At 72.0% G+C, this 25,817-nt stretch carries 24 protein-coding genes and 1 riboswitch; of the genes, 8 read left to right on the top strand and 16 right to left on the bottom strand.

Annotated elements, in window-relative coordinates; all coding sequences use genetic code 11:
• Positions 1-177: 177 nt before the first annotated feature.
• The 4 genes from RUR_RS25180 to RUR_RS25165 form a co-directional block, all read right to left on the bottom strand.
• Positions 178-1,602, bottom strand: a complete 1,425-nt coding sequence (locus RUR_RS25180; protein WP_346349064.1) for a WGR domain-containing protein — start codon at positions 1,600-1,602, stop codon at positions 178-180.
• A 99-nt stretch (positions 1,603-1,701) separates the two neighbouring features.
• The gene (locus RUR_RS25175; protein WP_283137651.1) at positions 1,702-2,103 is read right to left on the bottom strand and encodes a thiol-disulfide oxidoreductase DCC family protein; all 402 of its coding nucleotides are present in this window, start codon (positions 2,101-2,103) and stop codon (positions 1,702-1,704) included.
• A gap of 49 nt (positions 2,104-2,152) precedes the next feature.
• Positions 2,153-2,953 carry a nucleotidyltransferase domain-containing protein gene (locus tag RUR_RS25170; protein ID WP_283137650.1) on the bottom strand — a complete coding sequence of 267 codons (801 nt, stop codon included), beginning with the start codon at positions 2,951-2,953 and terminating at the stop codon, positions 2,153-2,155.
• The gene (locus RUR_RS25165; RefSeq protein ID WP_283137649.1) at positions 2,953-3,378 is read right to left on the bottom strand and encodes a phosphatase domain-containing protein; all 426 of its coding nucleotides are present in this window, start codon (positions 3,376-3,378) and stop codon (positions 2,953-2,955) included. The genes RUR_RS25170 and RUR_RS25165 overlap by 1 nt, the downstream gene beginning before the upstream one ends.
• 90 nt (positions 3,379-3,468) lie before the next feature.
• Between RUR_RS25165 and RUR_RS25160 the strand changes: the two genes are divergently transcribed.
• Positions 3,469-4,065, top strand: a complete 597-nt coding sequence (locus RUR_RS25160) for an ASCH domain-containing protein (protein ID WP_283137648.1) — start codon at positions 3,469-3,471, stop codon at positions 4,063-4,065.
• A 43-nt stretch (positions 4,066-4,108) separates the two neighbouring features.
• Here the strand turns inward: RUR_RS25160 and RUR_RS25155 are convergent, their stop codons facing one another.
• The 4 genes from RUR_RS25155 to RUR_RS25140 form a co-directional block, all read right to left on the bottom strand.
• Positions 4,109-6,148 (bottom strand): MMPL family transporter, encoded by a 2,040-nt coding sequence (locus RUR_RS25155; RefSeq protein WP_283137647.1) that lies wholly within the window; start codon positions 6,146-6,148, stop codon positions 4,109-4,111.
• Positions 6,149-6,215: 67 nt separating this feature from the next.
• Positions 6,216-6,866 carry a response regulator gene (locus RUR_RS25150; RefSeq protein ID WP_283137646.1) on the bottom strand — a complete coding sequence of 217 codons (651 nt, stop codon included), beginning with the start codon at positions 6,864-6,866 and terminating at the stop codon, positions 6,216-6,218.
• Positions 6,863-7,993, bottom strand: a complete 1,131-nt coding sequence (locus RUR_RS25145) for a sensor histidine kinase (protein ID WP_283137645.1) — start codon at positions 7,991-7,993, stop codon at positions 6,863-6,865. The genes RUR_RS25150 and RUR_RS25145 overlap by 4 nt, the downstream gene beginning before the upstream one ends.
• A gap of 164 nt (positions 7,994-8,157) precedes the next feature.
• Complete coding sequence (locus RUR_RS25140) at positions 8,158-9,801, bottom strand: MFS transporter (protein WP_283137644.1); 1,644 nt, start codon at positions 9,799-9,801, stop codon at positions 8,158-8,160.
• A 67-nt stretch (positions 9,802-9,868) separates the two neighbouring features.
• On the opposite strand from RUR_RS25140, the gene RUR_RS25135 reads away from it, so the two are divergent.
• Positions 9,869-10,507, top strand: coding sequence for a TetR/AcrR family transcriptional regulator (locus RUR_RS25135; protein ID WP_283137643.1), 639 nt, complete (start codon positions 9,869-9,871; stop codon positions 10,505-10,507).
• Between the two features lie 13 nt (positions 10,508-10,520).
• Here RUR_RS25135 and RUR_RS25130 read toward each other — a convergent pair whose 3' ends face one another.
• A complete protein-coding gene (locus RUR_RS25130; RefSeq protein WP_283137642.1) occupies positions 10,521-11,189 on the bottom strand; it encodes an SDR family oxidoreductase in 669 nt (222 codons plus the stop codon).
• A 144-nt stretch (positions 11,190-11,333) separates the two neighbouring features.
• Here RUR_RS25130 and RUR_RS25125 point away from each other — a divergent pair, with 144 nt between their 5' ends.
• Positions 11,334-11,603, top strand: a complete 270-nt coding sequence (locus RUR_RS25125; RefSeq protein WP_283137641.1) for a DUF1876 domain-containing protein — start codon at positions 11,334-11,336, stop codon at positions 11,601-11,603.
• A 20-nt stretch (positions 11,604-11,623) separates the two neighbouring features.
• Here RUR_RS25125 and RUR_RS25120 read toward each other — a convergent pair whose 3' ends face one another.
• Both RUR_RS25120 and RUR_RS25115 read right to left on the bottom strand, forming a co-directional pair.
• Complete coding sequence (locus tag RUR_RS25120; protein WP_283137640.1) at positions 11,624-12,289, bottom strand: CBS domain-containing protein; 666 nt, start codon at positions 12,287-12,289, stop codon at positions 11,624-11,626.
• A gap of 246 nt (positions 12,290-12,535) precedes the next feature.
• The gene (locus RUR_RS25115) at positions 12,536-13,093 is read right to left on the bottom strand and encodes a hypothetical protein (protein ID WP_283137639.1); all 558 of its coding nucleotides are present in this window, start codon (positions 13,091-13,093) and stop codon (positions 12,536-12,538) included.
• 187 nt (positions 13,094-13,280) lie between these two features.
• On the opposite strand from RUR_RS25115, the gene RUR_RS25110 reads away from it, so the two are divergent.
• From RUR_RS25110 to cobM, 3 genes are read left to right on the top strand one after another with little or no spacing between them, the layout of a single operon-like run.
• Complete coding sequence (locus RUR_RS25110; RefSeq protein WP_428847022.1) at positions 13,281-13,691, top strand: pyridoxamine 5'-phosphate oxidase family protein; 411 nt, start codon at positions 13,281-13,283, stop codon at positions 13,689-13,691.
• Complete coding sequence (gene cbiE / locus RUR_RS25105; RefSeq protein ID WP_283137637.1) at positions 13,684-14,898, top strand: precorrin-6y C5,15-methyltransferase (decarboxylating) subunit CbiE; 1,215 nt, start codon at positions 13,684-13,686, stop codon at positions 14,896-14,898. Before RUR_RS25110 ends, cbiE begins: the two co-directional genes overlap by 8 nt.
• Entirely contained in the window at positions 14,895-15,638 is a 744-nt protein-coding gene (cobM, locus tag RUR_RS25100) for a precorrin-4 C(11)-methyltransferase (RefSeq protein WP_283137636.1), read from the top strand. The genes cbiE and cobM overlap by 4 nt, the downstream gene beginning before the upstream one ends.
• A gap of 11 nt (positions 15,639-15,649) precedes the next feature.
• Here cobM and RUR_RS25095 read toward each other — a convergent pair whose 3' ends face one another.
• Positions 15,650-16,726 carry a cobalt-precorrin-5B (C(1))-methyltransferase gene (locus RUR_RS25095; protein WP_283137635.1) on the bottom strand — a complete coding sequence of 359 codons (1,077 nt, stop codon included), beginning with the start codon at positions 16,724-16,726 and terminating at the stop codon, positions 15,650-15,652.
• Positions 16,727-17,098: 372 nt separating this feature from the next.
• Between RUR_RS25095 and RUR_RS25090 the strand changes: the two genes are divergently transcribed.
• Complete coding sequence (locus RUR_RS25090; protein ID WP_283137634.1) at positions 17,099-17,851, top strand: cobalt-precorrin-6A reductase; 753 nt, start codon at positions 17,099-17,101, stop codon at positions 17,849-17,851.
• On the opposite strand, the gene RUR_RS25085 is transcribed toward RUR_RS25090, so the two are convergent.
• Genes RUR_RS25085 through RUR_RS25075 form a run of 3 tightly spaced genes read right to left on the bottom strand, consistent with a single transcriptional unit; the run spans position 17,839 to position 21,502 of the window.
• Complete coding sequence (locus RUR_RS25085) at positions 17,839-19,452, bottom strand: precorrin-2 C(20)-methyltransferase (protein WP_283137633.1); 1,614 nt, start codon at positions 19,450-19,452, stop codon at positions 17,839-17,841. The two genes, RUR_RS25090 and RUR_RS25085, sit on opposite strands and share 13 nt — an antisense overlap.
• Before the next feature lie 5 nt (positions 19,453-19,457).
• A complete protein-coding gene (locus tag RUR_RS25080; protein ID WP_283137632.1) occupies positions 19,458-20,078 on the bottom strand; it encodes a precorrin-8X methylmutase in 621 nt (206 codons plus the stop codon).
• Positions 20,075-21,502, bottom strand: coding sequence for a precorrin-3B synthase (locus RUR_RS25075; protein ID WP_283137631.1), 1,428 nt, complete (start codon positions 21,500-21,502; stop codon positions 20,075-20,077). The genes RUR_RS25080 and RUR_RS25075 overlap by 4 nt, the downstream gene beginning before the upstream one ends.
• Positions 21,503-21,548: 46 nt before the next feature.
• A riboswitch (cobalamin riboswitch) is annotated at positions 21,549-21,722 on the top strand.
• 29 nt (positions 21,723-21,751) lie between these two features.
• Here RUR_RS25075 and cobN point away from each other — a divergent pair.
• Positions 21,752-25,336 (top strand): cobaltochelatase subunit CobN, encoded by a 3,585-nt coding sequence (gene cobN / locus RUR_RS25070; protein ID WP_283137630.1) that lies wholly within the window; start codon positions 21,752-21,754, stop codon positions 25,334-25,336.
• Positions 25,337-25,360: 24 nt separating this feature from the next.
• Here the strand turns inward: cobN and RUR_RS25065 are convergent, their stop codons facing one another.
• The gene (locus RUR_RS25065; protein ID WP_283137629.1) at positions 25,361-25,807 is read right to left on the bottom strand and encodes an SRPBCC family protein; all 447 of its coding nucleotides are present in this window, start codon (positions 25,805-25,807) and stop codon (positions 25,361-25,363) included.
• Positions 25,808-25,817 lie beyond the last annotated feature (10 nt).

Genomic DNA, 25,817 nt, shown 5'->3' with positions numbered 1-25,817 from the left:
GTTCCCCTCTCCGGCTCACTTCCGCGCAGAGGACCAACGACTCTGGCTCTTCAAGACGCAATCATCCTAAGACCGCCGATCCGGCCACTATCCCCCGGTACTCGGCTACCCGCTTTTGGGCTGCGCCGCACCACGACGAGACCGGGATCACCCCGGCGCAGCCCGTACCGCCGACCGTCAGAGCAGGCGCTTGATTTCGCCGTAGGACCGGTAGAAACCCCCGCGTCCCGACGAACGCACTCCGTCCACCAGGTAGCGGGCGCCCGCCTCCCGGACGTTCTTGGGGAACTGGACGTACCACCCGGACTCGTAACCCGGGCTCACCACGCGGACCCGGAGCTTGTCCCCCTCGCGGACGCACTCCACGACCACCCCCTCGTCGGACTGCGCCGCGACCTCCAGCGTCACCGTGGGCTCCACCGCGGCCAGCCCCGCCGCCGCCTTCACGTCCAACGGCACCGGAACCGTGCCCGCCTGCGCGGCGTGGATCGCCTGCTCGCTCGCGTCGATGCAGGCGAGCGTGCCGTCGGTGGTGACGATGTAGAGGCGGTCGTCCAGGAACTGCATGGAGAAGGCGGAGCCGCACCCGGTGGCGAGCTTCCAGAGGAGCTCGCCGCCCTGATCGAAACAGTAGACCGAGGAGCTGCTGTCCCCGGCGAAGACATAGCGGCCGTCCGGAGCGGTGGCGCAGGAGAACACCGCGGCGTCACACGTGTAGACGGCCTCGACGGCACCGTCGGCCTTGCCCAGCCGGTACACCTTGCCCCGCGAGGTGCCCGCGTAGACCGAACTCCGCTCCTGCCAGCCGAACAGCACGTCGCCGTTGGTGGGGGTGTGCCAGACCGGGCTCCCGTCGGCCGCCGCGTAGCGCGCGACCCCCTTGGAGTGCCCGTGGTAGACCGCGTCCCGGTCGCAGCGGACCATCCAGGCGTAGTCGCCGGCTCCGCTGCGTGCCCACTGGAACTCGTCCTCATGGTTGATCGTGGTGATCCGGCCGCCCCGGTCGGACACGCCGAGCACCCCGTCGTCGATGTCCAGCCAGTAGATGTCGACGTCCTCGGCGATCTCGTAGGCGACCCGCGGCACCTTGCCGCTCAGGTCGTAGACCTTGCCGTCGTCGGCACCCGCGTAGATCCAGAAGTCGTCGGCGACGATGCACTTCACACCGTCGGGCAACCGGAAGCGGCCGGTGACCTCTCCCCCGTGGGTGACCGTGTAGACGTCCCCGTTCTGGTTCCCCACCCAGCAGCGGTTCTCGTCGATGAAGATGCCGAAGGCCGCGGCCCCGCTGGCGAAACGCCAGAGCACCGGCGCCTGCCGCGCCGTCGACCGGGTGCTCTGGATGACCCGCCTGCTGACGGCGCGTCGCTGCCGGACCCCGCGGACCGCGGGCGCGTAACCCTTGCGGGTCTTCTCACCGATCTTCTTCGTCGCCGCGGCCAGCGCCTTCTCCGCCGTGGCGAAGGTCGACGTCTTGGTCTGCCCGGTCTCGCCGATCCGTCCGTACGTGATCGTCACGTCCAGCCCGGAGACGATCACCTCGTAGTACTTGTGCGCCCCTCCGCCGTCCTCGGAGAGCTCCAGATACGTGTTCTGTGCCACCACACGCCCCACCAATCACTCAAGTCCCAACGACCGATGACCGGGAGGCTATGTGATATGCCCGACAAATCACGCCAGTCTTGGTACCGCTGCCCGGGATCAGTCTCCGTCGGGAGCGGTTTTCGCGCGTTCGGCGGCGGGGAGGGAGCAGGCCGGGGTGCCGCCGGGGAGGCGGTGGCGGTTGCCGGCGACGAGCCGGTACGCCCAGTGGGCCGGCCAGCGCAGCGGTGGGAGGCGCAGCAGCAGCCCGGCCGGCGACCACGGCAGGCCCGCGGCGAGCAGCACCTTGGCGACGGCCTGCGCTCCGCCGTACACCCGGCCGGCCCGCTCGACCCACAGGAGCTCGTACTCGGCCCGCTCCCGGGTGACCCCGAGCGCGGCGAGGTCGGCGAACTGCCAGGGGACGATCCGGGCGTCGAGCCGCATACGGCGCTCGATGAACTTCACAGAAGTGGTGCAGAACGCGCAGTCTCCGTCGTAGACGAGCACCGGCCGGTCCATGGGCAACCTCCTCCCCCCCATCATGACCCACCGCGCCCCGTACCGTCCGTCAGTGTCCGGCCGCGGCCCACGTACGGCGGTACGCGTCGACCAGCCAGGCGTCGGCGCGGTCCCGGTCCGGGAACTCGGGGAGCTTCGACGAGCCGATGAGGCGGCCGATCCGCGACTCCAGTTCGGCGGCCATGTCCAGCGCCTCGTCCCTGGAGTGCTCGCCCTTGCGCACTGAGACGATCGTGGACCGCCAGGGCTCCGGCATCGGCAGGGTGATCCGCCCCTCCTCCAGGAGCTCCACCCCCTGCACGCCCAGCCGGATCATGTGGCCCGCGAACTTGGTGTCGTATCCGTACCGCTCGATGAGCTCGGGCCGGTTGGTGCGCTTCCCGTTCGGATGGTCCACCATGCGCTCCCGCTGGCTGTGCAGATATCCGAGGAAGCGGTGGCCGGCCTGCCGGGACAAAATAAAGCCCGGGCCCTCGTCGAGCAGCTCACGGCCCAGCTCATTGATCGAGACGATCTCCGATTCCGGGACGAACAACGTGAGCAGGACGGTCGGATTGCCGTCCAGCGCCAGTCTGAGCCACTTGCGGAGACCGTAGACGGTCAAGTCGAGGTCCCCGTGCCCGGACCTGACCCCCTCGGGCTGACTGCGGAAGATGTACTGCTCGAACCTGCGCAGACCGATCACATAGGCCGGCGGCTCGGCGCAGATCCCCATCTCGTCGCGGTCGTCGGTCCCGGCGATCGCCGTACCGTGCAGGCCGGAACCGACCTGGCAGCGCAGGATCGTGTACCGCTCCGCGATCTCGGCGAACTCCGGGCCGCCGTGCTTCGCCCACCCGTGCGCGCTCATCAGAACCGGCCCTCCGCGCACTGGAGCACGGTGAGCCCCAGTTCGTCCCGCCACATGCGGACGACGCTCTCCCGGTCGTCGATCACTCCCATGACCTCGCGGTTCCCGAAGTGCTGCGTGAAGATCTCCCGCTTGACCACGGTGTCCTTCCTCCGGTCTCCGTTCCGGCGCATCCACAGTCCCTCGACCGCGTCCGGCCGTCCCACATTGGCCCTCAGCCACATCTCGGTCTGCCGGCGGCACCGCTCCGGGCGGCCCGACACGTAGGCGATCGGATAGCCGGCCGCGATCAGTGATCGGACGACCGCGACCACCGGACGGTTCGGCACGTCCTCCCCGACGCGATCCCAGTCGTACGGGCCACGCCCGTCGCGCAGGGCGACGGTGCCGTCGATGTCGATCAGCCAGAGGGGACGTTCAGCCATAACTGCGGATCGTATCGGGCAGATCCCTCTACCCCGCCGAATTTTCCCGGGGGCTGCCTTACAGTGCGGTCAGCGGGACGGAGGAGAGCCATGTTGTTCAAGCAGCGCACCCTGGAAGGCATCGCGGACGGGACCGTCACGCTGGCCTTCCGCCGCTGGAAGCGGAGCACCGTGCGCCCGGGCAGCCGGGTGCGCACCTCCGTCGGCGTCGTCGAGATCGACACGGTCGAGCGGATCGGCGAGGACTCGGTGACCGCCGGGGAAGCCCGGCGCGCGGGATACCCCTCCCTCGACGAACTCCGGCGGGAGCTGGCCGGGTTCCCCGACGGGGACCTCTACCGGATAGGACTGCACCTGGCCGGGCCGGACCCCCGGATCGCCCTGCGCGAGCAGGCCGACGTCGAAGCCGACGACCTGGCCGAGATCCGCCGGAGGCTGACCCGGCTCGACACGGCTTCCCGGAGCGGGCCCTGGACCGCGGACCTGCTCCGCCTCGTCGGGGAGCTGCCCGCCACCCCGGCCGCGGTGCTCGCCGAGCGGCTGGGCCGCGACAAGCTCGCGCTCAAACGCGACGTCCGCAAACTCAAGGAGCTGGGCCTCACCGAAAGCCTCGGAACCGGTTACCGGCTCTCCCCACGCGGCCACTCGGTCGTGGCCCACCTGGCCGACGGAACAGGTACGGCCTGAAGCCTGCCGAAAGCCCGCATAGGCGACCGCCCCGGTTGATCACCTATGCGGGCTCGGCGGCGCGCACCGGCTCGACGCCGGCTTCCAGCCCGTACCGCGATTTCCTCGACGGCCACCAGAAACGCTCGCCGACGTCCAGCATGAGCGCGGGCAGCAGCACGGAGCGGACGAGAAAGGTGTCGAGGATCACCCCGAAGGCCACCAGGACGCCGAACTCCACCGCCCACACCAGCGGGAGGACGGTGAGCGCCGAGAAGGTCGCGGCCAGCACCAGACCGGCACCGGTGATGACCGAACCGGTCAACGCCAGGCCCCGGAGCACTCCCGTACGGGGATCCCCCAGCCGCCGGGTCTCCTCGCGGATCCGCCCGACCATGAAAATGTTGTAGTCGACGCCGAGTGCGACCAGGAAGACGAAACCGAGCAGGATCGCGTCGTAGCCAAGGGCGGGGAAACCCAGGACCCGGTCGAAGAGGAGCCATCCGGCGCCGAGGACCGCGCCGAAGGTGAGCACCACCGTGACGATCAGCAGGAGCGGGGCGACCAGGGAGCGCAGCAGAACCACGAGCACGAGGAAGATCACCAGCAAGGCGAGCGGAATCACCAGCGTGAGATCGCGGCGATGGGCCGCCGCGGTGTCGACCTGGGTCGCCGTGATCCCGCCCACCCGCGTACCGGGGATCCCCTCGAAGGCGGTGCGGAGTCGCGAGATCGTCTCCCCGGCGCGGTCGCTCTCCGGCGCGTCGTTCAAGATCACCCGAAGATGGGCCACACCGCCGTCGAGGGTCTCGGCGGGGAGCAACCGGGCCACTCCCGGGGTGGCTGCGGCGATCTTGGACACCCGGTCGGCGTTCGCCGCGTCGGTGACGACGTCCGCCGGAGCCGTCGAGCCCCCGGGGAAGTGCGCGGAGATCAAATGCTGTCCCCTGATCGACTCCGGCGGCTGATGGTAGGCCTCCGAGCCCGGAATCCCGATCTTCGCGGTGGTGAGACCAAGGGTGAGAACGACGAGCCCGAGCACGGTGCCCACCCAGACCGCCCGGGGCTTTCTCCCGACCAGCGTGCCGACCCGGCCCCACACGCCGGTCCGCTCCCGCTGTCCCGGCCGGGGAACGAGCGGCCAGAAGACCCACCGGCCGAAGACGAGCAGCAGCGCCGGGAGGAACGTCGTCATCGCCAGGAACGCGCAGAGCACACCCACCGCGGCGACCGGCCCGAGGCTCGCGCTGGAGCGCACGTCCGCCACGAGCAGGCAGAGCACGCCGAGCGCGACCGTCGCCGCCGACGCGGCCAGCGCCGGAAACGCGGCGCGGAGGGCGGTGGCCATCGCCGCATGCCGGTCGGCCTGTCCCCGCAGCTCCTCGCGGTACCGGGAGATCAGCAGCAGGGCGTAGTCGGTGCCGGCGCCGAAGACGAGCGCGGTCAGAATGCCGGAGCTCATCCCCGTGACCACGATCCCGGCGTGCTTGGCCAGCAGGTAGACCAACCCCTGGGAGAGCACACTGGAGAGGCCGACCACCAGCAACGGGAGCAGCCACAGTATCGGGCTGCGGTAGATGACCAGCAGGAAGAACGCCACCGCGCCCAAGGTCACCAGGAGCAGGGTGAGGTCCGCGTCGAGGAAGGCGTCGGCGCTGTCGACGAAGAAGCCGGCCGGGCCGGTCACCTCCACCCGCAACCCGTCCGGAACGTCCCGATGGACCTGCTCCCGGAGGGAGTGGAGTCTGTCGTAGGCCTGGCTCTCGTCGGTGCCGTCGATGGGGACCACCGCCACCACGGCCTTACCGTCGTCCGAGGGATAGGTCTCCACCCCGGGGTGGTCACGTTTGACGACCGCCCGGTCCCCGTCGGTCAGCCCGGACTCCCTGGCGTACACGACGATGCCCGCCATCTCCTGACTTCCCGACCGGGCGGCCAGGATCTCCCGGACCTGGGTGGAGTCCACGCTCGACGGGGTGAACTGCGCGAAGTTGTTCTGCTGAATGTCGCGGATATCGGCTCCCAATCTGGCGATGGGGAGCGCCAGGAGCAGCCAGACCACGATCACAAGCCACTTGGAACGGCGGCCGGTTATCCATTTCATGCCGCAGAGCATGATGGGGTACGGCGCACGCGTCGTCAGCGCTGCAGCGGCTTTCGCCGTACCTTGTTCAACGTACGAGGCCGGACTGGAAGGCGATCACCACCAGGCGTGCCCGGTCCCGGGCTTCGAGCTTCACCATGGCGCGTCCCACATGGGTGCGGACCGTCGCCGGACTCACCACCAGGCGGGCGGCGATCTCGTCGTTGGTCAGCCCCTCCCCCACCAGCCCGACGATCTCCCTCTCCCTGGCCGTCAGGGCGTGCAACCTGCGATGCGGTACAGGCGGTGCCGGACGGGCCGCCAGCTCGTCGATCACCCGCCGGGTCACCGAGGGAGAGAGGAGGGAGCCGCCGCCACCCACCACCCTGATCGCCCGGAGCACCTCCTGCGGCTCGGCGTCCTTGACCAGGAAGCCGCTCGCCCCGCTCCGCAGCGCCTCGAAGACGTACTCGTCGACCTCGAGCATCGTCAGCATCACCACATGGACGTCCGAGAGCGCCGGATCGGACTTGATCTCCCGAAGGGCGGCCAGCCCGTCCCAGCCCGGCATCCGAATGTCCATGAGCACCACATCGGGCCGCAGGCGGCGGGCGAGCTCGACGGCCCGCCGGCCGTCCTCGGCCTCCCCGGCGACACACAGGTCGTCCTCCCCGTCGATGAGAACACGCAGACCGATACGGATGAGGGACTGGTCGTCGACGATCAGCACTCCGATCACCCGTCCCCCTCCCCTCCCCTGGTCCGGCGGCTCACCGGCAGCCGCGCGCGCACCTCGAATCCGCCCTCCCGCCCCGGACCGCAGACCAGTGTGCCGTCGAGGGCCGCCGCCCGCTCCCGCATCCCGGTGATCCCGTTGCCCGCCCCGATGGCTCCGCATCCCTTCCCGTCGTCGACGACCGAGACGTGAACCTCTTCGGAGCCGTAGTCGATTTCCACGGTCGCCCGTGCCGGACCCGCGTGCCTGGTCACATTGGTGAGCGACTCCTGAACGATCCGGTACACCGCGTGCCCGGCGACCAGCGGCAGCCCTCCCGGATCCCCCCGCAGGCGCAGGTCGACCCGCTGTCCGGCCGCCCGCACCGACTCCACCAGCCCACCCACCTCGGCCGGCCCGGGCGGCGGCCGCAGCTCCCTGACGACGTCGAGGGTGGAGCGCAACTCGCCGAGCGCCTCTCCGCTGGCCGTCCGGATCGCCCGCAACGCCTCCAGCGCCTCGCCCGGGGACCGCTCGGCGACATGCAGCGCCACTCCCGCCCGCATGCTGATCACGCCGAGGCTGTGCCCGACCACATCGTGGATCTCCCGGACGATCGCCAGCCTCTCCTCCTGCGCCCGGAGCACACGCAGTTCCTCCGCGATCTTCGCCTGGTCCGCCCACCGCTCCCGGACCGTCCGGACCGCCACCCCGGCGGCGAAGGGAACGAGCATCACCGTGCTCCACGGGATGCCCTCCGTCCAGGACCGACCCGGGCCGGATCCGATCGCGTCGCCGATCGGCAGCGTCAGGGCGGTCACCGCGTACGCCGCCAGCCCCACCGGCACCCCGTGCCGGATCACGACCGCGGCGAGGGCGAGGCAGAGCGGCAGGAACACCGGTCCGTACGGATAGTGCTCGATCAGCATCCCCGCACTGCAGGCCAGCGTCACGGCGAGCACCGGAATCGGGTGTCGCGACAGGAAGAGCAACGCCGACGCGGCGAGGACCAGGAGAATGTACGCCAGGGGATCCAGCGCCTGAAACGGTGGAACACGCGTCCGCGCGGACACCATGGTCCCGGCCAGCAGGACGGGAATCCCGGCCAGCGCCAACGCCGTATCCGTGAGACGAGCCCGGGTGACCCTCATCCGGCCCACCCTAGGAGAGGCTTCGGCCATCGTCGTCAGCTTTTGAACGTAGTTTTCGGCTCCATCGGCTGTCGACCCATATGCCGGATTCGGCTCCGTGGAGTGGCTACGCCGATCAACATTTCATATTTCTTTGCACTCGCCCATTTACTCGGACAAATTATCTATTCATGCGCCGACCTATCGGAGTCACCGACCTCGTTTGATATTGCCGACAAACAGGCCGGCGTGCCGGCGTCACCGCTCGTCTTCCCCGCCGCGGGTGCCGCCGCAGGCACGGGTTCCTCGGCGTCCCGCCGGACGCGCCGAAGCAGGAGCGCCGCGATGATCGCCGCCGTCAGCGTGGCCACGGCGCCCGCGACCGCACTGAGCTGAAACCCCGCCGTGAACGCCGTACGGGCGTCGTCGAGGAGCTCGGCGGCGGCGCCCGGGGGCAGCCCGGCCGCGGCGCCTATCGCGCCGTTCAGGCTGTCCCGTGCCGCGTCGGCGGCTTCGGGGGCGACGGCGGGCGGAACGGCCCCGGCCATGGTGGTGCGGTACACGGCCACGCCCAGGCTGCCGAGCACCGCGATGCCGAGTGCGTTGCCCAGTTCACCGGCGGTCTCGGAGATCGCCGATGCGGCTCCCGCCCGTTCCGGCGGCGCCGAGCCGACGATGAGGTCGGTGCTCAGGGTGGACGCGGGCGCGACGCCCACGCCCAGCAGGACCGAGCCGCCGATGACCACGGCGAGGCCCGTGTCCCCGTCCACCTGGGCCAGGACCAGCAGTCCGGCGGTCGCCAGGGCCAGGCCCGCGCTCACCAGGTGGACGGGCCGTACCCACCGGACGATCACCGTGGTGAGCAGGGACGCCGTGATGATCCCCGCGGTCTGCGGCAGAAGCCACAGACCCGCCTCGAACGGGCTGATCCCCAGCACCAGCTGCAGGTGCTGCGCGACGAACAGGAAGATCCCGGCCATCACCACCCCGATAAGGACGTTGATCCCCACGGAGACGCCGAACGCGGTCACCCGGAACAGGCCGAGGTCCATCAGCGGATGGGTGAGCCGGCGCTGCCGGATCACGAAGATCCCCCCGACGAGGACTCCGCAGACGATCGCCGCCGCGGCCTCGATGTGCGGCCCGTCCTCGGCGACCCGCTTTACACCGTAGATCACCAATAGTACGGCCACCACGGACAGGGCCGCGCTGAGCAGGTCGAACCGTCCGGGATCGGGATCGCGGGTCTCCGGGAGCAACCGCGGCGCGGCGATGAGCAGCAGGGCCATCACCGGCAGGTTCGGCAGAAACACCGACCCCCACCAGAAGTGCTCCAGGAGCGCACCGGCCAGCAGCGGCCCGGCGACGGTCCCCCCGGTGAACACGGCGACCCAGACGCCGACGGCCACGGTGCGCTGCCCGGAGTCGGCGAACATGGTGCGGAGCAGGGCGAGGGTGGAGGGCATGAGCGTGGCCCCGGCCACACCGAGCAGGGCACGGGCCACGATGAGCATCTCGGCGCTGGTGGAGAAGGCGGCGAGAAGGCTGGTGAGCCCGAAGGCCGCCGAGCCGATGAGCAGCAGGCGCCGCCGTCCGATGCGATCGCCCAGCGTGCCCATGGTGATCAACGATCCGGCGATGAGGAACCCGTACACGTCGGTGATCCACAGCAACTGGGTGGCGCTCGGCCGGAGGTCGGCCGCGAGCGCCGGGGTGGCCAGGATCAGCACCGACAGATCCATCGCCACCAGCAGGGTGGGCAGGGCGAGTCCGGCGAGGCCGATCCATTCGCGTCGGCCCGCCTTCGCCGGTATGGGGTGCCCGGACATGGATTCACTCCCGTTTCCTGGGATTTTCATTACGAGCCGTACCGTAACATATCGCTAGAATGGCGTCATGGAACCCGCCCGGGCCGGACGTCCCCGCGACCCGCACATCGACCAGGCCGTACTGAAGGCGACACTCGCCGTCTTGGACGAGGTCGGGTACCGGCGGCTCACCCTGGAGGAGGTCGCGCGGCGGGCCGAGGCCACCAAGCCCGCGATCTATCGCCGCTGGCCGTCAAGCCGCCATCTCGTCCTCGCCGCGCTGGCCGCGCGCCTCGGCGAGGTCACCACGCCCGACACCGGCTGCACCGTCTGCGACCTCAACGAGGGGATCGACGTGTTCACGGCGGCGTTCCGGCGCATCCGGCCCGACGTCCTCGGCCCGCTCTTCGCCGACTGCACCGCCGACCCCGAGCTCCGGCAGACCTTCATGCGTGTGCTGTTCGACCCGCCGCGCGCGGCAGTCGGCCGGATGCTGAGGCAGGCCCAGGCCCGCGGCGACCTGAGGGACGACGTCGACCACGACCTGGTGCTGGACATGCTCGGGTCGCTCGTGCACTACCGCGCCTTCTTCGGTCACGCCCCCACCACCGGCTCCGAGGTCGAGCGGGCCGTCGAGGCGTTGCTGCAGGGCATAGCCTCCGACTACCCCAAGCTGCTTGAGCACAGCCGCAGGATGACGGGCGACATCCACCACGTCCACGGCTGATCGCCGCAACGGATCAGCCCAGAATGGTGACCACCGCGTGCACCGCGTACCGGATGGGAGTGGCGCCGCCGATGACCTCCAGGGTCAGATGCCGGGTGTCGGGGGCGTCCAGCAGCGCGACGACCACCTTCGCCACGTCGTCGCGGGAGACCTTGCCGTGGGGCATGGGTGGCTCCGCCAGGTCGACGAGCCCCGTGCCGGGCTCGTCGGTGAGAATCCCCGGACGCAGGATGGTCCAGTCCAGGTTGCGCCCGCGGAGGTCGTCTTCCGCCTCGGTCTTGGCGGTGATGTAGACGGCCCAGCTCTCATCGGCCGCGGGCCGCGGGGGAACACCCGCCCCTTTCGACGAGATCTGGAGGAACCTGCGCACACCCGCCCGCTCGCAGGCCTGGGCCAGCAGCACGGCCGCGCCCCGGTCGACGGTGTTCTTTCTGGCCGGCCCGCTCCCCGGACCCGCGCCCGCCGCGAACACGACCCCGTCCGCACCGTCCAGGTGGGGAAGGAGCCCGTCGACGTCGATCCGCTCCAGGTCGCAAAGAACGGCGTGCGCCCCGGTGCGCTGGACCGCCGGTACCTGATCGGGGTTGCGGATCAGACCGGACGCCTCATCCCCGCGTCCCGTGAGCAGCCGCTCCACCCGAAGCCCGATCTTTCCGTGTCCTCCGGCGACCACGACGCGCATCCCGATCTCCCCGTGTCCTCATGCGCCCTTGACTTTAGATATCCCCCAATTGAGACACATATTCTTACTAAATACGCAAATTTCAGGACGAAACCGGTCAAAAGTGCTGTGGCTTCATTGAGGATGGGATGGGAGGTGTTCGCGATGGAAGCCAAGCAGTGGGACGTGCAGATCTATATCACCGAAGACGACGACGATTCCGTGACCATGGCCCGGGTCGTGCTCTCGACGGGGAACGGCCTTCGGCACGAGAGCGTCGGACGCGCTCGGCGCAACCCCGTCGACCGGCCGGTACCGGAGATCGGCGACGAGCTGGCCGTGGGACGGGCCCTCTCCGACCTCGCCGCCAAACTGATCGGCGACGCGGCCGACGACGTGGCCCAGATGGCCGGGGCGATGCATCGATCCGGCTGAGGTCGGGGTACGGACCCGGGTCATTCCGGGGGCAGGCCGACGTCGTCGCGGTCGTAGGCGAGGTCGACCCGTAGGTCGACGACGCCTTCGATCCGGCGGATCGCCTCGGTGAGGTGCGCGATCTGGGAGTGTCGCTCGACGATCCCGGCGACGCTGACCATGCCGTCCCGGATGTCGATGAGCAGTCGCTCCGGATCGACGAGCACCTGGTCCTTCAGCACCGTGACGATCTCGCCGTACAGCTCGATCACCGGGCGGTTGAAGACCTTGAGCAGGTCGGATCGCAGGATTGTGCCGACGATGTGACCGTCCATCGGGTCGATCACCGGGAGCTGCTTGATCTTGTTCTCGTGCATGATCTGCGCCGCCATGCGCGCGGCCGTCCCCGGTGTGACGACGATCGGCGGGCTTGTCATGATCTGTGCGGCGGTGACACCGGCCGTCTTGGCATACTCGTTGCGGCTCCGCACGTTCTGGAAGCCCGAGGGGTCACGGCGGTCGGCCTCGGTCTCCCTGAGCAGCAGATCGTCCTCGGAGACGACGCCCACCGGGCGGCGTTCCCCGTCCACGACGGTGACCGCGCCCACCCGGTAGCGCGCCATGACCGCCACGATGTCGGCGAAGGTCGTCTGCTCCAGCACGGCGATCGCGACATCCCCCATCACGTCTTTGACACTGAGCGGCATGACGTTCCCCCTCCGCCGCGAATGTAAACAAATCCAAAGGTAAACAGCATCGGGAGGCGGGTTTCATCGGTGCACACGCCCGGCGGCGCACAGCCGGTCCGCCCCCTGTGAACGTGTCCCCTCCTCCAGTGTCCCCCTCGGCCGACGGACCCGCGAACGGCGAACGTCCCCGGCCGTGGTGGCCAAGGTCCCCGGCGAGCGAGACGGCCCGTCCCCGACGGGGGACGGGCCGTCTCGCCGCGGGGTTCACTTCAGCAGCGGCAGGCGCCGTACCGGATCGGTCCCGCTCCACCATCTGCCCAGGCCCCAGGTGTCACCGGCGCCGGCGAGGGCCAGCCCGATGAGAACCAGCAGGTAGACGAGGTGGTCGTCCATGAAGGGGTTGGTCGCGAGCGGCAGGGCGGCCGCCCACATCATCAGCAGCAGGAGTCCGCCGGCGGCGGCCGCGACCCGCATCCCGATCCCCAGCAGGAGCGCGACGCCGACTCCGAGCAGACCGGCCATGAACAGCCAGTCGACCCAGGCCTGCCCGGCGAGCCCGCCGAAGAATCCGCCCAGGGCCCCGTCGGAGGCCCCCTTCAGGAAGCCGGTGGTCGGGCTCCCTCCCTCGATCCAGGCGCGGTTCGCGGGGGTGGCGAAACCCCAGCCGAAGGTCTTGTCGAGAAACGCCCAGAAGAAGATCCATCCCATTGCGATGCGGGTGACGGCCCAGACCCGGTCCACGGCCGCGGGACGGACCGTGCCGCCGGCCTGGCGGTGGTCGCGACGTGCGGTGGTCTGGTTGCGTCCCTCGATGACGGCCATCTCCGGCTCCTTCTGCCTCTTCGCGATCTCCTTCGCGCTGCCTCAATCACACCGTTTTCCGGATTTCGCGGGCAGTGTCGTACGGCTCCCGCCAACGGAGCGATGGTCCCGGTTTCTTGGGACCTTCGGCGGCGGACGACGTCCCGTGCGGAACGCGGTACGGCCCTGCGGCTAGCATGTCGCGGACATGACTTCAGGGGGGCTCGTGGAGATTCGAGAGCGTGGTGAGGGGTTCCGCGCGTTCTGGCGGGAGCGTCACCTGTGCACGTTGAGCACGGTCCGCCCGGACGGGACCCTCCATGTGGTCCCGGTGGGGGTGACGCTCGACGCGGACTCCGCGACCGCCCGGGTGATCACCTCCCGCGGCTCCTACAAGGCCCGCCGGATCGGCGCCGCGGAGCAGGGCGCCGCGGTGGCCGTCTGCCAGGTGGACGGGCGCCGCTGGTCGACGCTGGAGGGCCGGGCCAGGGTGCTCGACTCCGCGGAGGAGGTCGCCGACGCCGAGCGCCGCTACGCCGAGCGTTACCGCACGCCCCGCCCGAACCCCGAGCGCGTGGTGATCCACATAGAGATCACCCGGGTTCTGGGCAATGTCTGAACCGATCCGGGTCGTGGGGGTCGGCGCCGACGGCTGGGACGGCCTGTCCCCCTCGGCCCGGCGGGAGATCGGCGAGGCCGAGGTGCTCATGGGCGGCGCCCGCCAGCTGGACCTGGTTCCGGATACCGGGGCGGAGCGGGTCGTGTGGCCCTCGCCGATGCTGCCGGCCCTGCCCGCGCTCCTCGCCGAGCACGACGGACGACGAATCTGCGTACTCGCGAGCGGCGATCCCATGTTCTTCGGGGTTGGAACGGTCCTCGCCCGGCTGGTCGGCCCGGAGCGGATCATCGTCCTGCCGCATCCGTCGTCGATCTCGCTGGCCTGCGCCCGGCTGGGCTGGGCGGTGGAGCGGACCGAGGTGGTGAGCCTGGTCGGCCGCGCGATCGAGCCGATGTACCCGCTGATCCAGCCGAACCGGCGGATCCTGGTGCTCAGCGCCGGCGGGGACTCCCCCGCCGAGGTGGCCGCCCGGCTGACCGATCGCGGGTACGGCGCCAGCGCGCTGACCCTCCTCGAACGGCTCGGCGGACCCGGCGAACGGGTCCGCCGCGCGTCGGCGCGCGATTGGCCGGTCGCCCGGGCCGACCCGCTCAACGTCGTCGCGGTGGAGTGCCGCGCGGACCCGGGCACGGCGGTGCTGCCCCGCGTGCCCGGCCTGCCGGACGACGCGTTCGAGCACGACGGGCAGCTCACCAAGCGGGAGGTCCGGGCCGTGACGCTCTCCCGGCTCGCCCCGGTCCCGGGTGAACTGCTGTGGGACGTCGGCGCGGGGGCGGGCAGCGTGGCGATCGAGTGGATGCGCACCCATCCGGCCTGCCGCGCGATCGGGGTGGAGAGCCGGCCGGACCGGGCGGATCGGGTACGGCGCAACGCCGCCGCCCTCGGGGTCCCGGGCCTTTCGGTCGTGGTGGGTGCGGCGCCCGCGGCCCTGGCCGGGCTCGACCGGCCGGACGCGGTCTTCGTGGGCGGCGGCGCGACGGTACCCGGCCTGATCGAGGCGTGCCTGGCGGCGCTGCGGCCGGGCGGCAGGCTGGTGGTGAACGCGGTGACGGTGGAGTCCGAGGCGGTGGTGGCCGGGTGGTACGCCCGCCGCGGCGGGGATCTGCTCCGGCTTTCGGTGCAGCGGGCCGCCCCGGTCGGCGCCTTCACCGGCTGGCGGGCGATGATGCCGGTGACCGTATGGACGCTGACCAAGGAGACCGGATGACGGTGTACTTCATCGGGGCGGGACCGGGCGCGGCCGACCTGATCACCCTGCGCGGGCACCGGCTGATCGCCGCCGCCCCGGTCTGCCTGTACGCGGGCTCCCTGGTCCCGGCGGAGCTGCTGGACGTCTGCCCGCCCGGGGCGCGCCTGGTGGACACGGCCCGGATGACCCTGGACGGCATCGTCGCCGAGCTGGTCGCCGCGCACACCGCGGAGCTGGACGTGGCCCGCCTGCACTCGGGTGACCCGTCGGTGTTCAGCGCGATGGCCGAGCAGATGCGGCGGCTGGACGCGGCCGGGGTGCCGTACGAGGTGGTGCCGGGTGTCCCGGCGTTCGCGGCGGCCGCGGCCGCGCTGAAACGCGAGTTCACCGTCCCCGGGGTGAGTCAGACGATCATCCTGACCCGGACCTCGGCCCGCGCGACGCCCATGCCCGAGGGAGAGGACCTGGCCACGCTCGGCCGGAGCGGGGCGACGATCGTGCTCCACCTGGCCGTCCAGCGGATCGAGGCGGTGGCCGAGGAGCTGATCCCCGGCTACGGGACGGACTGCCCGGCGGCGGTGGTGGCCTACGCGAGCCGCCCGGACGAGGTGGTCCTGCGGGGCACGCTGGGCGACATCGCGGGCCTCGTGCGGGACGCGGGGATCGTCCGGACCGCCGTGATCGTGGTCGGGCGGGCGCTGGCCGCGGAGGGATTCCCCGACAGCCACCTCTACTCGGCCGCCCGATGCCGCACCTGACCGGGTGTGCCCTAGGGACCCGCACGCCCCACGATCACGCCCGCCCGATCGACGACCACGACGTCCACATCGACGGGCGCACCGCGCAGGACGTCCAGGGCGGTCCGCCGGGCACGTCCGGCGACGAGGTCCCCGATGGGCAGGCCGGCGGCCTGGCACAGCCGCAGGGTCTCCAGCGCGGTGTTCGCCCCGGTGATCCGCACGACCAGCCCGGCGTCGCCGCCCGCCTCGCCCGCGAGTCCGGCGAGGAAGGCGTTGCTCACCTGCGACCGGCTGGAGTGCAGGTCGAGATGGCCGTCGGCCAGCTTGGCGAGCTTGCCGATCCCGCCCGCGACGGTGAGCCGGGGCACCGGATGCCGGCGCAGGTACTTCAGCACGGCGCCGGCGAAGTCGCCCATGTCGAGCAGCGCGTCCTCGGGCAGCCCGTACAGCTCGGCGGCGACGCGTTCGGAGGTGCTTCCGGTGCAGCCCGCGACGTGGGTACGGCCCGCGGCCCGGGCCACGTCGACGCCGCGCCGGATGCTGTCGATCCACGCCGAGCAGGAGTAGGGCACCACGATGCCGGTGGTGCCGAGAATGGACAGCCCGCCCAGGATGCCGAGTCGCGGGTTCCAGGTCTTGCGGGCCAGTTCCTCCCCGTCCGCGACGGAGATCTCCACGACCACGTCCCCGGTCCCGCCGTACCGCCCGGCGACCTCGGCCACGTGCTCACGCATCATCAGGCGGGGCACCGGGTTGATCGCGGGTTCGCCCACGTCGAGGGGGAGGCCCGGCTTGGTCACGGTGCCGACCCCGGGTCCGGCGGTGAAGACGACCCCGCTCCCGGGGGCGCCGTGCCGTACCGTCGAGGTGATCAACGCGCCGTGGGTCACGTCCGGGTCGTCGCCCGCGTCCTTGACCACGGACGCGCTCGCCGAGGCGGCCGTCAGCGCCTCCCGGGCGAGGGCGAAGGCGGGCCGCTGCCCCTTGGGCAGCAGGATCTCCACCGGGTCGGGGAACTCCCCGGTGAGCAGCGCGGTGTAGGCCGCGACGGTCGCCGCCGTGGCGCACGCGCCGGTGGTCCACCCAAACCGCAATTGCGTGCTCACCGGCAGGCCCCGGGAAAGGGGTCACCCTGATGAACGTGCTGATTCCGGGCCGTCCAGCCAAGGCGCGGACGCTCGCCGCGGACCCCCGGCCGCACGTGATCTCCTCGCCGACCGGTGGTGCCCACCGTGGCGCACGCGCCGGTGGTCCACCCATACCGCGGCTGCGTGCTCATCGACGCACCGCCGGGAAAGGGACAGGGTGAAAGTCTTGATTCCGGGCGGTAAGGCCGAGGCGCGGGCACTCGCCGCCGACCCCCGTCTGCACGTGATCTCCTCGCCGACCGGTGGTGCCCACCGTGGCGCACGCGCCGGTGGTCCACCCGTACCGCGGCTGCGTGCTCATCGGCGGGCCGCAGGAGAGGGGTCGCCCTGATGAACGTGTTGATTCTGGGCGGTACGGCCGAGGCGCGGGCGCTCGCCGCGGTCCTCGCCGAAGACCCCCGGCTGCACGTGGTCTCCTCGCTGGCGGGCCGGGTGACCAACCCGCGGTTGCCCGTCGGCGAAGTACGTGAGGGCGGTTTCGGCGGGGCGGGAGGTCTCGCCGACTGGCTCCTTGCGCACCGGATCGACGCCGTGATCGACGCCACCCATCCGTTCGCGGCCCGGATGACCGCGTCGGCGGCCGAGGCGGTCCGCCTGGCCCGGCCCGGACCCGGCGTCCCGCTGCTGATCCTGCGCAGGCCGGGCTGGACGGAAGGCCCGGGCGACGACTGGCGCCGTACCGCCTCGCTCGCCGCCGCGGCCGAACTGCTGCCGGCGCTGGGACGCCGGGTGTTCCTGACGACGGGCCGGCGGAGCCTGCCGGTCTTCGCCCCCCTGGACGGCCTGTGGTTCCTGGCCCGATCGGTGGACCCGCCCGAGCCGCCGTTCCCGGCGAACCTGGAGGTGCTGCTCAGCCGGGGGCCGTTCACGCCCGACGGGGAGCTCGCGCTCCTGCGCGGGCACCGGATCGACGTCGTGGTCACCAAGGACAGCGGCGGCGCGATGACCACGGCGAAGCTGGTCGCGGCGCGTGAGCTGGGGCTCCCGGTGGTGATGGTCGAGCGTCCGCCGGCACCGCCGCGGGTGCCGTCCGTGCGGACGGTCGCGGAGGCGGTGGCCTGGCTCGGCGCTCACGCCGGGTAGCGCCGGGGGGTGAAGACCACGGGCCCGCCGTCCCGGTCGACGACCTTGGTGGTGGAGGAGCCGACGACGAGCAGGCAGCGCATGTCCACCTCGGCCGGGTCGAGCTCGCCGAGGGTGGTGATCCGCAGGCTCTCCCCGGGCCCGCCGACCGAACGGCCGATCACGACGGGGGTCTGCGGCGCGCGGTGCGCCAGCAGCAGGTCCCGCGCCGCCGCGACCTGCCAGGTGCGGCTACGCGAGGCCGGGTTGTAGATGGCCAGGACCAGGTCGGCCTTGGCCGCCGCCGTGATCCGTTCGGCGACGACCTCCCAGGGTTTGAGCAGGTCGGAGAGGGACAGCACGCAGTAGTCGTGCCCGAGCGGTGCGCCTGCCCGGCCCGCGACGGCTTGGGCCGCGGTGAGCCCGGGCACGATGTGGACCGGGACGGCGGTGAACCTCGGCTCGCAGGCGGCCTCCAGCACCGCGCTGGCCATGGCGAACACGCCGGGGTCGCCGGAGGAGACGACCGCGACCCGGGATCCGGCGGCGGCGAGTTCCAGCGCGTGCGCGGCGCGCTCGGCCTCCACCCGGTTGTCGGTCGGGTACCGCCGCTGGCGTGGGTTGGGCGGCACCCGGTCCAGGTACGGGCCGTAGCCGACCAGGACGTCCGCGCGGGCGAGGGCGTCCTGCGCCTCGGGGGTGAGCCACATCCGCCCGCCCGGCCCGAGGCCGACCACCACCACCGCTCCCGGACCCCGCGCCCCCTCCCGAGCGGTTACGACCTCGTCCGCCACGAGCTTGGCGGGCCGCTCGGTCACCGGCTCGGACGAGGCGGCGACGGGCAGCAGGAAGCTTGGCAGCAGCTGACTCGGGGAGAGCGGGACGGGCGGCGGCGAGCTGGGCAGCAGGGCGAGGGAGAAGTAGGGCACGGTGGCCGGGTCGACCTCGGCGAGCGGCTCGATCCGCTGGCCGCCGGTGGTGGCGCGCTCCACGTACCAGGCCTCGTCCAGGCGGCCCGCCTTGGCGAACGCGTCGCGGACCTTGCCGAACGTCCGGCCCAGCTTGAGCACGGCCGCCGAGTCGGTGGCGGCGAGCCGTTCGGCGATCACGTCCTCGGGGAGGGTTCCCGGCAGGACCGTGAGGGTCTCGTCGCGTTCCACCAGCGGACGCCCGAGTACGGCGGACGCGGCGCTGACGGAGGTGACCCCGGGGACGACCTCGGTGGGGTACCGGTCCGCGAGCCGCTTGTGCATGTGCATGTAGGAGCCGTAGAAGAGTGGGTCGCCCTCGCAGAGGACGACCACGTCGCGCCCGGCGTCCAGGTGGGCGGAGAGCCGGTCCGCGCACGCGGCGTAGAACTCGTCGATCGCGCCCTGATAACCGCCCGGGTGGTCGGTGGTCTCGACGGTCAGCGGGTAGATCAAGGCCTCCTCGACCTGGTCTCCCCGCAGGTACGGCGCGGCGACCGAACGGGCGATGCTCCGGCCGTGCCTGGCGCTGTGATACGCGATCACGTCGGCGGCTCCGATGAGCCGGGCGGCTTTGACGGTCACCAGCTCCGGGTCGCCGGGGCCGAGCCCGACCCCCCACAGCCGGCCTGTGGTCTGGCTCTGTCCGCTCATCGCGCTTACTCCTCCTCGCTCGCGATCGCGTTGACCGCGGCGGCGGCCATCGCGCTGCCACCCCGTCGCCCGTGCACCACCAGGTACTCCAGGTCCGTCTCGGCGAGCGCCCGCTTGGATTCGGCGGCGCCGATGAAACCGACCGGCAGCCCCAGGACGGCCGCCGGACGCCCGGCGCCCTCCGCCGTCATCTCCAGCAGCCGGAAGAGCGCGGTCGGCGCGTTCCCGATCGCCACGACGGCGCCGTCCAGCCGGTCCCGCCAGAGTTCCAGGGCGGCGGCGCTCCGGGTGGTGCCGAGCCGGTCGGCCAGCTCGGGAACCCCCGGCTCGCCCAGGGTGCAGAGCACCGGGTTGCCGGCCGGGAGCCGTCGGCGGGTCACCCCGGAGGCGACCATCATGGCGTCGCACAGGATCGGTGCCCCGGCGCGCAGGGCCGCACGCGCCCGCCGGACCACGCCGGGCGACCAGGCCAGGTCGGCGACGAGGTCGACCATGCCGCACGCGTGGATCATCCGGACCGCGACCCCGGCGACGTCCTCCGGCACCTCCGTGAGGTCGGTCTCGGCGCGGATCGTCGCGAAGGAACGGCGGTAGATCTCCGCGCCGTCCCGGATGTAGTCCGTCAACCTCTTCCCCTCACGGCCGCCGTTTCCCCGATGCCGGCGCGCGTCAAGCCACCTGCGCCCCGGCCGTCTCCGTCGTTCTCCCCGGTCGGGCCGCCCGATCGGTCGCCGGGACTTTCGACGCGGTAGCCCGCTCCGGTGGCGACGACGTCCGTGACCGGCCCGGCCGGCCGACCGCAACGCCGGGCGCAGCCGGACCAGTGCACCGGGAGCGTACCGGGCAGGGGATTCCCGGCATCCTCCCGGGGTGGTGTCACCGACGTCTCCGGAAAACCGCAGGTCAAGCCAGGAATCTCGCGGGTTCGAACCCAATGCCCGGCGTCCGCCTGGACGTCGGCGTGAGATTTGGCACACCCGGGGAGCCCGGTACACGCGCTCACCCCGATCCACGGCGAAGCCGGATCCGTCACCAGTCCCGCTTCGGCGAGCCGCGCCGCCCACCGCCCGGCCTCGGCCTGGGGCAGGCCGGGGACGACGGCGCCGCGCCACGGCGTCAGCCGTACCTCCCCTCCCCCGGGTCCGCCCCCGGCCGCCTCCGCGGCCTCGGCGAGGGCGCGGGCCTGCGCTGCGGTGAGCCGCCCGAGCGGGACGGCGGCGCCGAGCGCCACCCGCCCGTCGGCCTGCTCAAGGACCCCGACGATCTCCCGGAGGCGAGATCCCCGGCTGTCCCGGGGGTCTGTTCCGTGCGGTACGGCCTGCGGGTCCGACTGCGTGGCCGCGCGTGTCACCGTACCGGTCTCCAGGCCGTCCCGGGCGCCGAACGCGGAGCCCAGGCGGGTGCCGATCCGTGCGGACCCATCGGGCAGCTCGATCACCCGCCAGGCTTGGACGCCCTGGGCGTCGCATTCGGCGAGGAAGGCTTCGGCCGCCGCGAGCATCAGCGGCACCACCAGGGCGGACGGGGCCCGCAGCCCCGTGTCGGTTCCCCCGAGCACCGGTGCGAAGCCGGGGCCGATCGAGATCGCGGCGACGTCGGCGCCGAGGCCGGCGACGTCGCCCGTACCGTCGTCCAGGGCGAACAGGAAGCGTCCCGGCAGGTCGGCGAGCCGGGGTCTGGCGCACAGTTCCCGATCGAGTTCGGCGACGAGGGGCCGTAGATCGGCCGTACCGGCGAGACCGTTCAACGGGGAGGCGAGGATGTTGCGGACCCGCTCGTGGGTGGCCGAGGGGAGCAGGCCCGCCTCGGCCATCCTGTGGGCGAAGTCACGTTCGGCGCCGGGGCGCAGCCCGCGGATCTGGACGTTCGCCCGTGAGGTCAGCTCGATCGCCCCCGTGGCGGCGGTGGCGAGCTCGCCCAGCTGGGACGGGGTGAGCAGGCCGCCCGGAACCCTGATCCGGGCGAGCCCGCCGTCGGCCGCGGGGTGCACCTGAAGCGCCCCCGGGCAGGCGTCCCGCCGTACTCGCCCGGGAAAGTCGGCATAGGTCACGTCGAGGATGTTAACTCCGCCCTCTTGCGCGAACCGAACACGCCGTAGTCTGATCGGAGACGACGGTCAAGGGAGGAAGCCGGTGTGAGTCCGGCGCGGTCCCGCCACTGTGACCGGGGAGCGAACCCCACGGCAGGCCACTGTCCGGCGACGGATGGGAAGGCCGGGGTGAGCGTCGATCCGGGAGCCAGGAGACTCCAGCCGTCGTGTTCGACCACGACCGGGGCGCGGACCCCGAAGGGGGACCTTGTGATTCTGCTGCTGTCGACCTCGGACACGGACCTGCTCAGCGCGCGGGCGAGCGGTGCCGGTTACCGGCCGGCCAACCCGGCCAGGCTCACCGCCGACGATCTTCCGGCGCTGCTGGACGGCGTGGACCTGGTGGTGGTGCGGCTACTCGGCGGACGCCGGGCCTGGGAGGAAGGCCTGGACTTCCTGCTCGCCGGGTCCCGTCCGGTGGTGGTCCTCGGCGGCGAGCAGGCCCCCGACGCGGAGCTGATGGAGCTCTCCACGGTGCCCGGCGGGGTGTGCGCGGAGGCGCACGCCTACCTGGCGCACGGCGGCCCGGCCAACCTCGCCGAACTGTCCCGCTTCCTGTCCGACACGGTGCTGCTCACCGGGTACGGCTTCGCCCCGCCCGCCCCCACCCCGAGCTGGGGGGTCCTGGAGCGCCCGGTGACCGGGACGGGGCCCGTCGTGGGGGTGCTCTACTACCGGGCCCACCACGTCGCGGGGAACACCGCGTTCGTGGAGGCCCTCTGCACGGCGATCGAGGACGCGGGCGGCCGGGCGCTGCCGGTCTTCTGCACCTCGCTGCGCACCGCCGAACCCGGGCTGCTGGACACCCTGCGGCAGGCGGACGCCCTGGTGGTGACGGTGCTCGCCGCGGGCGGCACCCGCCCGGCGACCGCCTCGGCCGGGGGAGACGACGCGGCGTGGGACGTCGGCGACCTGGCCGGGCTGGACGTGCCGATCCTGCAGGGGCTCTGCCTGACCACGAGCCGCGCCGCGTGGGAGGCCAACGACGACGGCCTGACCCCGCTGGACGCGGCCTCCCAGGTGGCGATCCCCGAGTTCGACGGCCGGATCATCACGGTGCCGTTCTCGTTCAAGGAGATCGACGAGGACGGTCTCACCGTCTACGCGGCCGACCCCGAGCGCGCCGCCCGGGTCGCGGGCATCGCCGTACGGCATGCGCGGCTCCGGCACATCCCGCCCGCGGACCGGCGGATCACGGTGATGCTGTCGGCGTACCCCACCAAACACTCCCGGATCGGCAACGCGGTCGGCCTGGACACCCCGGCGAGCGTGGTCCGGCTGCTCACGGCGCTCCGCGAGCGCGGCTACGACATCGGCGAGCTCCCAGGAGTCGACGACCTGGACGGCGACGCCCTGATCCACGCGCTGATCGCGGCGGGCGGCCAGGATCCCGAGTGGCTGACCGAGGAGCAGCTCGCCGGGAACCCGGTGCGGATCCCCGCGTCGCGGTACCGCGACTGGTACGCCACCCTCCCCGAGGACCTGCGCGCCGACATGGAGCGCCACTGGGGGCCGCCGCCGGGTGAGCTCTTCGTCGACCGGTCCCGCGACCCCGATGGCGAGATCGTGCTGGCCGCACTGCGGGCGGGCAACGTCGTGGTGATGGTGCAGCCGCCCCGCGGTTTCGGGGAGAACCCCATCGCGATCTACCACGATCCCGACATGCCGCCCAGCCACCACTACCTCGCCGCCTACCGGTGGCTGTCGGCGGAGTTCGGGGCGCACGCGATCGTGCACGTGGGCAAGCACGGCAACCTGGAGTGGCTGCCCGGCAAGTCCGCCGGGATGTCGGCCTCGTGCGCGACCGACGCCGCGCTCGGCGACGTCCCGCTGATCTACCCGTTCCTGGTGAACGACCCGGGTGAGGGCACCCAGGCCAAGCGCCGGGCGCATGCGGTGCTGGTGGACCACCTGGTGCCGCCGATGGCCCGCGCCGACTCCTACGGCGACATCGCGCGGCTGGAGCAGCTGCTGGACGAGCACTCCTCGATCGCCGCGATGGACCCGGCCAAGCTCCCGGCCATCCGGGCGCAGATCTGGACGCTCATCCAGGCCGCCAGGCTCGACCACGACCTGGGGCTGGAGGACCGTCCGCACGACGACGGGTTCGACGACTTCCTGCTGCACGTGGACGGCTGGCTCTGCGAGATCAAGGACGTGCAGATCCGGGACGGCCTGCACGTCCTCGGGCAGGCGCCGGAGGGCGCGGCCCGGGTGGACCTGGTGCTGGCGATGCTGCGGGCCCGGCAGATGTGGGCGGGCCGCGAGTCCCTGCCCGGCCTGCGGGAGGCGCTCGGCCTCGCCGAAGACGGGACCGCGGGACGCCTCGACGTGGATGAGGCGGAGGCCCTGGCCCGGACGCTCGTGGAGGGCATGGACGGGCGCGGCTGGGATCCCGCCGCGGCCACCGAGGTCTATGCGGCGGCGGGTTCCCCGGGGAACCGCGAGCAGATCGTCAAGATCCTGGAATTCGCGGCGACCGAGGTCGTCCCCCGGCTGGCGCGCACCGTCGACGAGATCGAGATGGTGCTGCACGCCCTGGACGGCGGCTACGTGCCCGCCGGTCCGAGCGGTTCCCCGCTGCGCGGGCTGATCAACGTGCTGCCGACCGGCCGGAACTTCTACTCGGTGGATCCCCGGGCCGTGCCGAGCAGGCTGGCCTGGGAGACCGGCCAGGCGATGGCCGAATCCCTGCTGGAGCGGTACCGGACCGACCACGGCGAGTGGCCGGGTTCGGTGGGGCTCTCGGTGTGGGGCACGAGCGCGATGCGGACCGCCGGGGACGACGTCGCCGAGGTGCTCGCCCTCCTCGGGGTCCGGCCCGTCTGGGACGACGCCTCCCGCCGGGTGACCGGCCTGGAGCCGATCGGCCTGCAGGAGCTGGGCCGTCCCCGGATCGACGTCACGGTGCGGATCAGCGGCTTCTTCCGCGACGCGTTCCCGCACGTGGTGGCGATGCTGGACGACGCGGTACGGCTGGTCGCGGCGCTGGACGAGCCGGACGAGGCCAACTTCGTGCGCGCGCACGTGCGGGCGGACCGGGGCTCGGGCGGGGACGACCGGCGGTCCACGCTGCGGATCTTCGGCTCCCGGCCGGGCACCTACGGGGCGGGGATCCTCCCGCTGATCGACAGCCGGAACTGGCGGGACGACGCGGACCTGGCCGAGGTGTACGCGGTCTGGGGCGGCTACGCCTACGGCCGCGACCTGGACGGGGTGCCCGCCCGGGACGACATGGAGCGCACCTACCGGCGGATCGCGGTGGCGGCCAAGAACGTCGACACCCGCGAGCACGACATCGCCGACTCCGACGACTACTTCCAGTACCACGGCGGCATGATCGCCTCGGTCCGCGCGCTCACCGGGCAGGCCCCCGCCGCCTACATCGGCGACAGCACCCGGCCCGACGCCGTCCGTACCAGAACGCTCTCCGAGGAGACGGCGCGGATCTTCCGCGCCCGGGTGGTCAACCCCAACTGGCTCGCCGCGATGCGGCGGCACGGCTACAAGGGGGCCTTCGAGCTGGCGGCGACCGTCGACTACCTCTTCGGCTACGACGCCACCACCGGGGTGGTCGCCGACTGGATGTACGACAAGCTGACCTCGGTCTACGTGCTCGACCCGGAGAACCAGGCGTTCCTGTCGCAGTCCAACCCGTGGGCGCTGCACGGCATCGCCGAACGCCTCCTGGAGGCCGCCGAGCGCGGCATGTGGCAGCACCCCGACCCCGACGTCCTGCACGCCCTCCAGGCCGTCTACCTCAAAGCCGAAGGCGACCTGGAGGACGGCTCCTAGCGTCCGGTACGGCTGCCGCCGGGGTCAGCCGAATCGAACCCGCAGCGCCGTGAGGGTCTTCTCCAGCGAAGTCGCCGCGCGCTTCGGGAGGCCGAAGAGTTCGACCAAGAAGCGGGCGCGCTTGGCCCGGTAGTCGAAGGTCTCGGTCACCTCGGTGCCGCCGGGGACCTCGCGGAACTCCCAGCGCCAGACGTGCCGGTGGGAGTGCCGCCAGGCGATCAGCCTGTTCTCCTCGAACTCGACCACGGTGTTGGTGACGCTGTAGCCCTTCATCCGCATCCGGAACTCCGAACCCAACTCCAGCCGCTCCGGACCTTCGATCACGCCCCGCACCCACTCGGTTCCGTCCAGACGCGGATGTTCCTGCGGGTCGGCGAGCAATGCGAAGAGCACCGGCGGCGGCACGGCGACCAGGACCTTGCCGATCACCCGTGCGTCGCCGGGGGTCCGCGGCTGAATGATGTCGCTCACACGATCTCCT

The organism is Rhizohabitans arisaemae, assembly GCF_025996515.1.
GTDB classification, from domain to species: domain Bacteria; phylum Actinomycetota; class Actinomycetes; order Streptosporangiales; family Streptosporangiaceae; genus Rhizohabitans; species Rhizohabitans arisaemae.
The sequence above is the reverse complement of the archived record's forward strand: the minus strand, read 5'-3'. Positions and strand labels throughout refer to the sequence as shown.

Coding starts and splice junctions, on each gene's coding strand:
- RUR_RS25175 (WP_283137651.1), bottom strand. CDS start 2,103: ATGGACCGGCCGGTGCTCGTCTACGACGGAGACTGCGCGTTCTGCACC.
- RUR_RS25170 (WP_283137650.1), bottom strand. CDS start 2,953: ATGAGCGCGCACGGGTGGGCGAAGCACGGCGGCCCGGAGTTCGCCGAG.
- RUR_RS25165 (WP_283137649.1), bottom strand. CDS start 3,378: ATGGCTGAACGTCCCCTCTGGCTGATCGACATCGACGGCACCGTCGCC.
- RUR_RS25160 (WP_283137648.1), top strand. CDS start 3,469: ATGTTGTTCAAGCAGCGCACCCTGGAAGGCATCGCGGACGGGACCGTC.
- RUR_RS25155 (WP_283137647.1), bottom strand. CDS start 6,148: ATGAAATGGATAACCGGCCGCCGTTCCAAGTGGCTTGTGATCGTGGTC.
- RUR_RS25145 (WP_283137645.1), bottom strand. CDS start 7,993: ATGAGGGTCACCCGGGCTCGTCTCACGGATACGGCGTTGGCGCTGGCC.
- RUR_RS25140 (WP_283137644.1), bottom strand. CDS start 9,801: ATGTCCGGGCACCCCATACCGGCGAAGGCGGGCCGACGCGAATGGATC.
- RUR_RS25135 (WP_283137643.1), top strand. CDS start 9,869: ATGGAACCCGCCCGGGCCGGACGTCCCCGCGACCCGCACATCGACCAG.
- RUR_RS25130 (WP_283137642.1), bottom strand. CDS start 11,189: ATGCGCGTCGTGGTCGCCGGAGGACACGGAAAGATCGGGCTTCGGGTG.
- RUR_RS25125 (WP_283137641.1), top strand. CDS start 11,334: ATGGAAGCCAAGCAGTGGGACGTGCAGATCTATATCACCGAAGACGAC.
- RUR_RS25120 (WP_283137640.1), bottom strand. CDS start 12,289: ATGCCGCTCAGTGTCAAAGACGTGATGGGGGATGTCGCGATCGCCGTG.
- RUR_RS25115 (WP_283137639.1), bottom strand. CDS start 13,093: ATGGCCGTCATCGAGGGACGCAACCAGACCACCGCACGTCGCGACCAC.
- RUR_RS25110 (WP_428847022.1), top strand. CDS start 13,281: ATGACTTCAGGGGGGCTCGTGGAGATTCGAGAGCGTGGTGAGGGGTTC.
- cbiE (WP_283137637.1), top strand. CDS start 13,684: ATGTCTGAACCGATCCGGGTCGTGGGGGTCGGCGCCGACGGCTGGGAC.
- cobM (WP_283137636.1), top strand. CDS start 14,895: ATGACGGTGTACTTCATCGGGGCGGGACCGGGCGCGGCCGACCTGATC.
- RUR_RS25090 (WP_283137634.1), top strand. CDS start 17,099: ATGAACGTGTTGATTCTGGGCGGTACGGCCGAGGCGCGGGCGCTCGCC.
- RUR_RS25085 (WP_283137633.1), bottom strand. CDS start 19,452: ATGAGCGGACAGAGCCAGACCACAGGCCGGCTGTGGGGGGTCGGGCTC.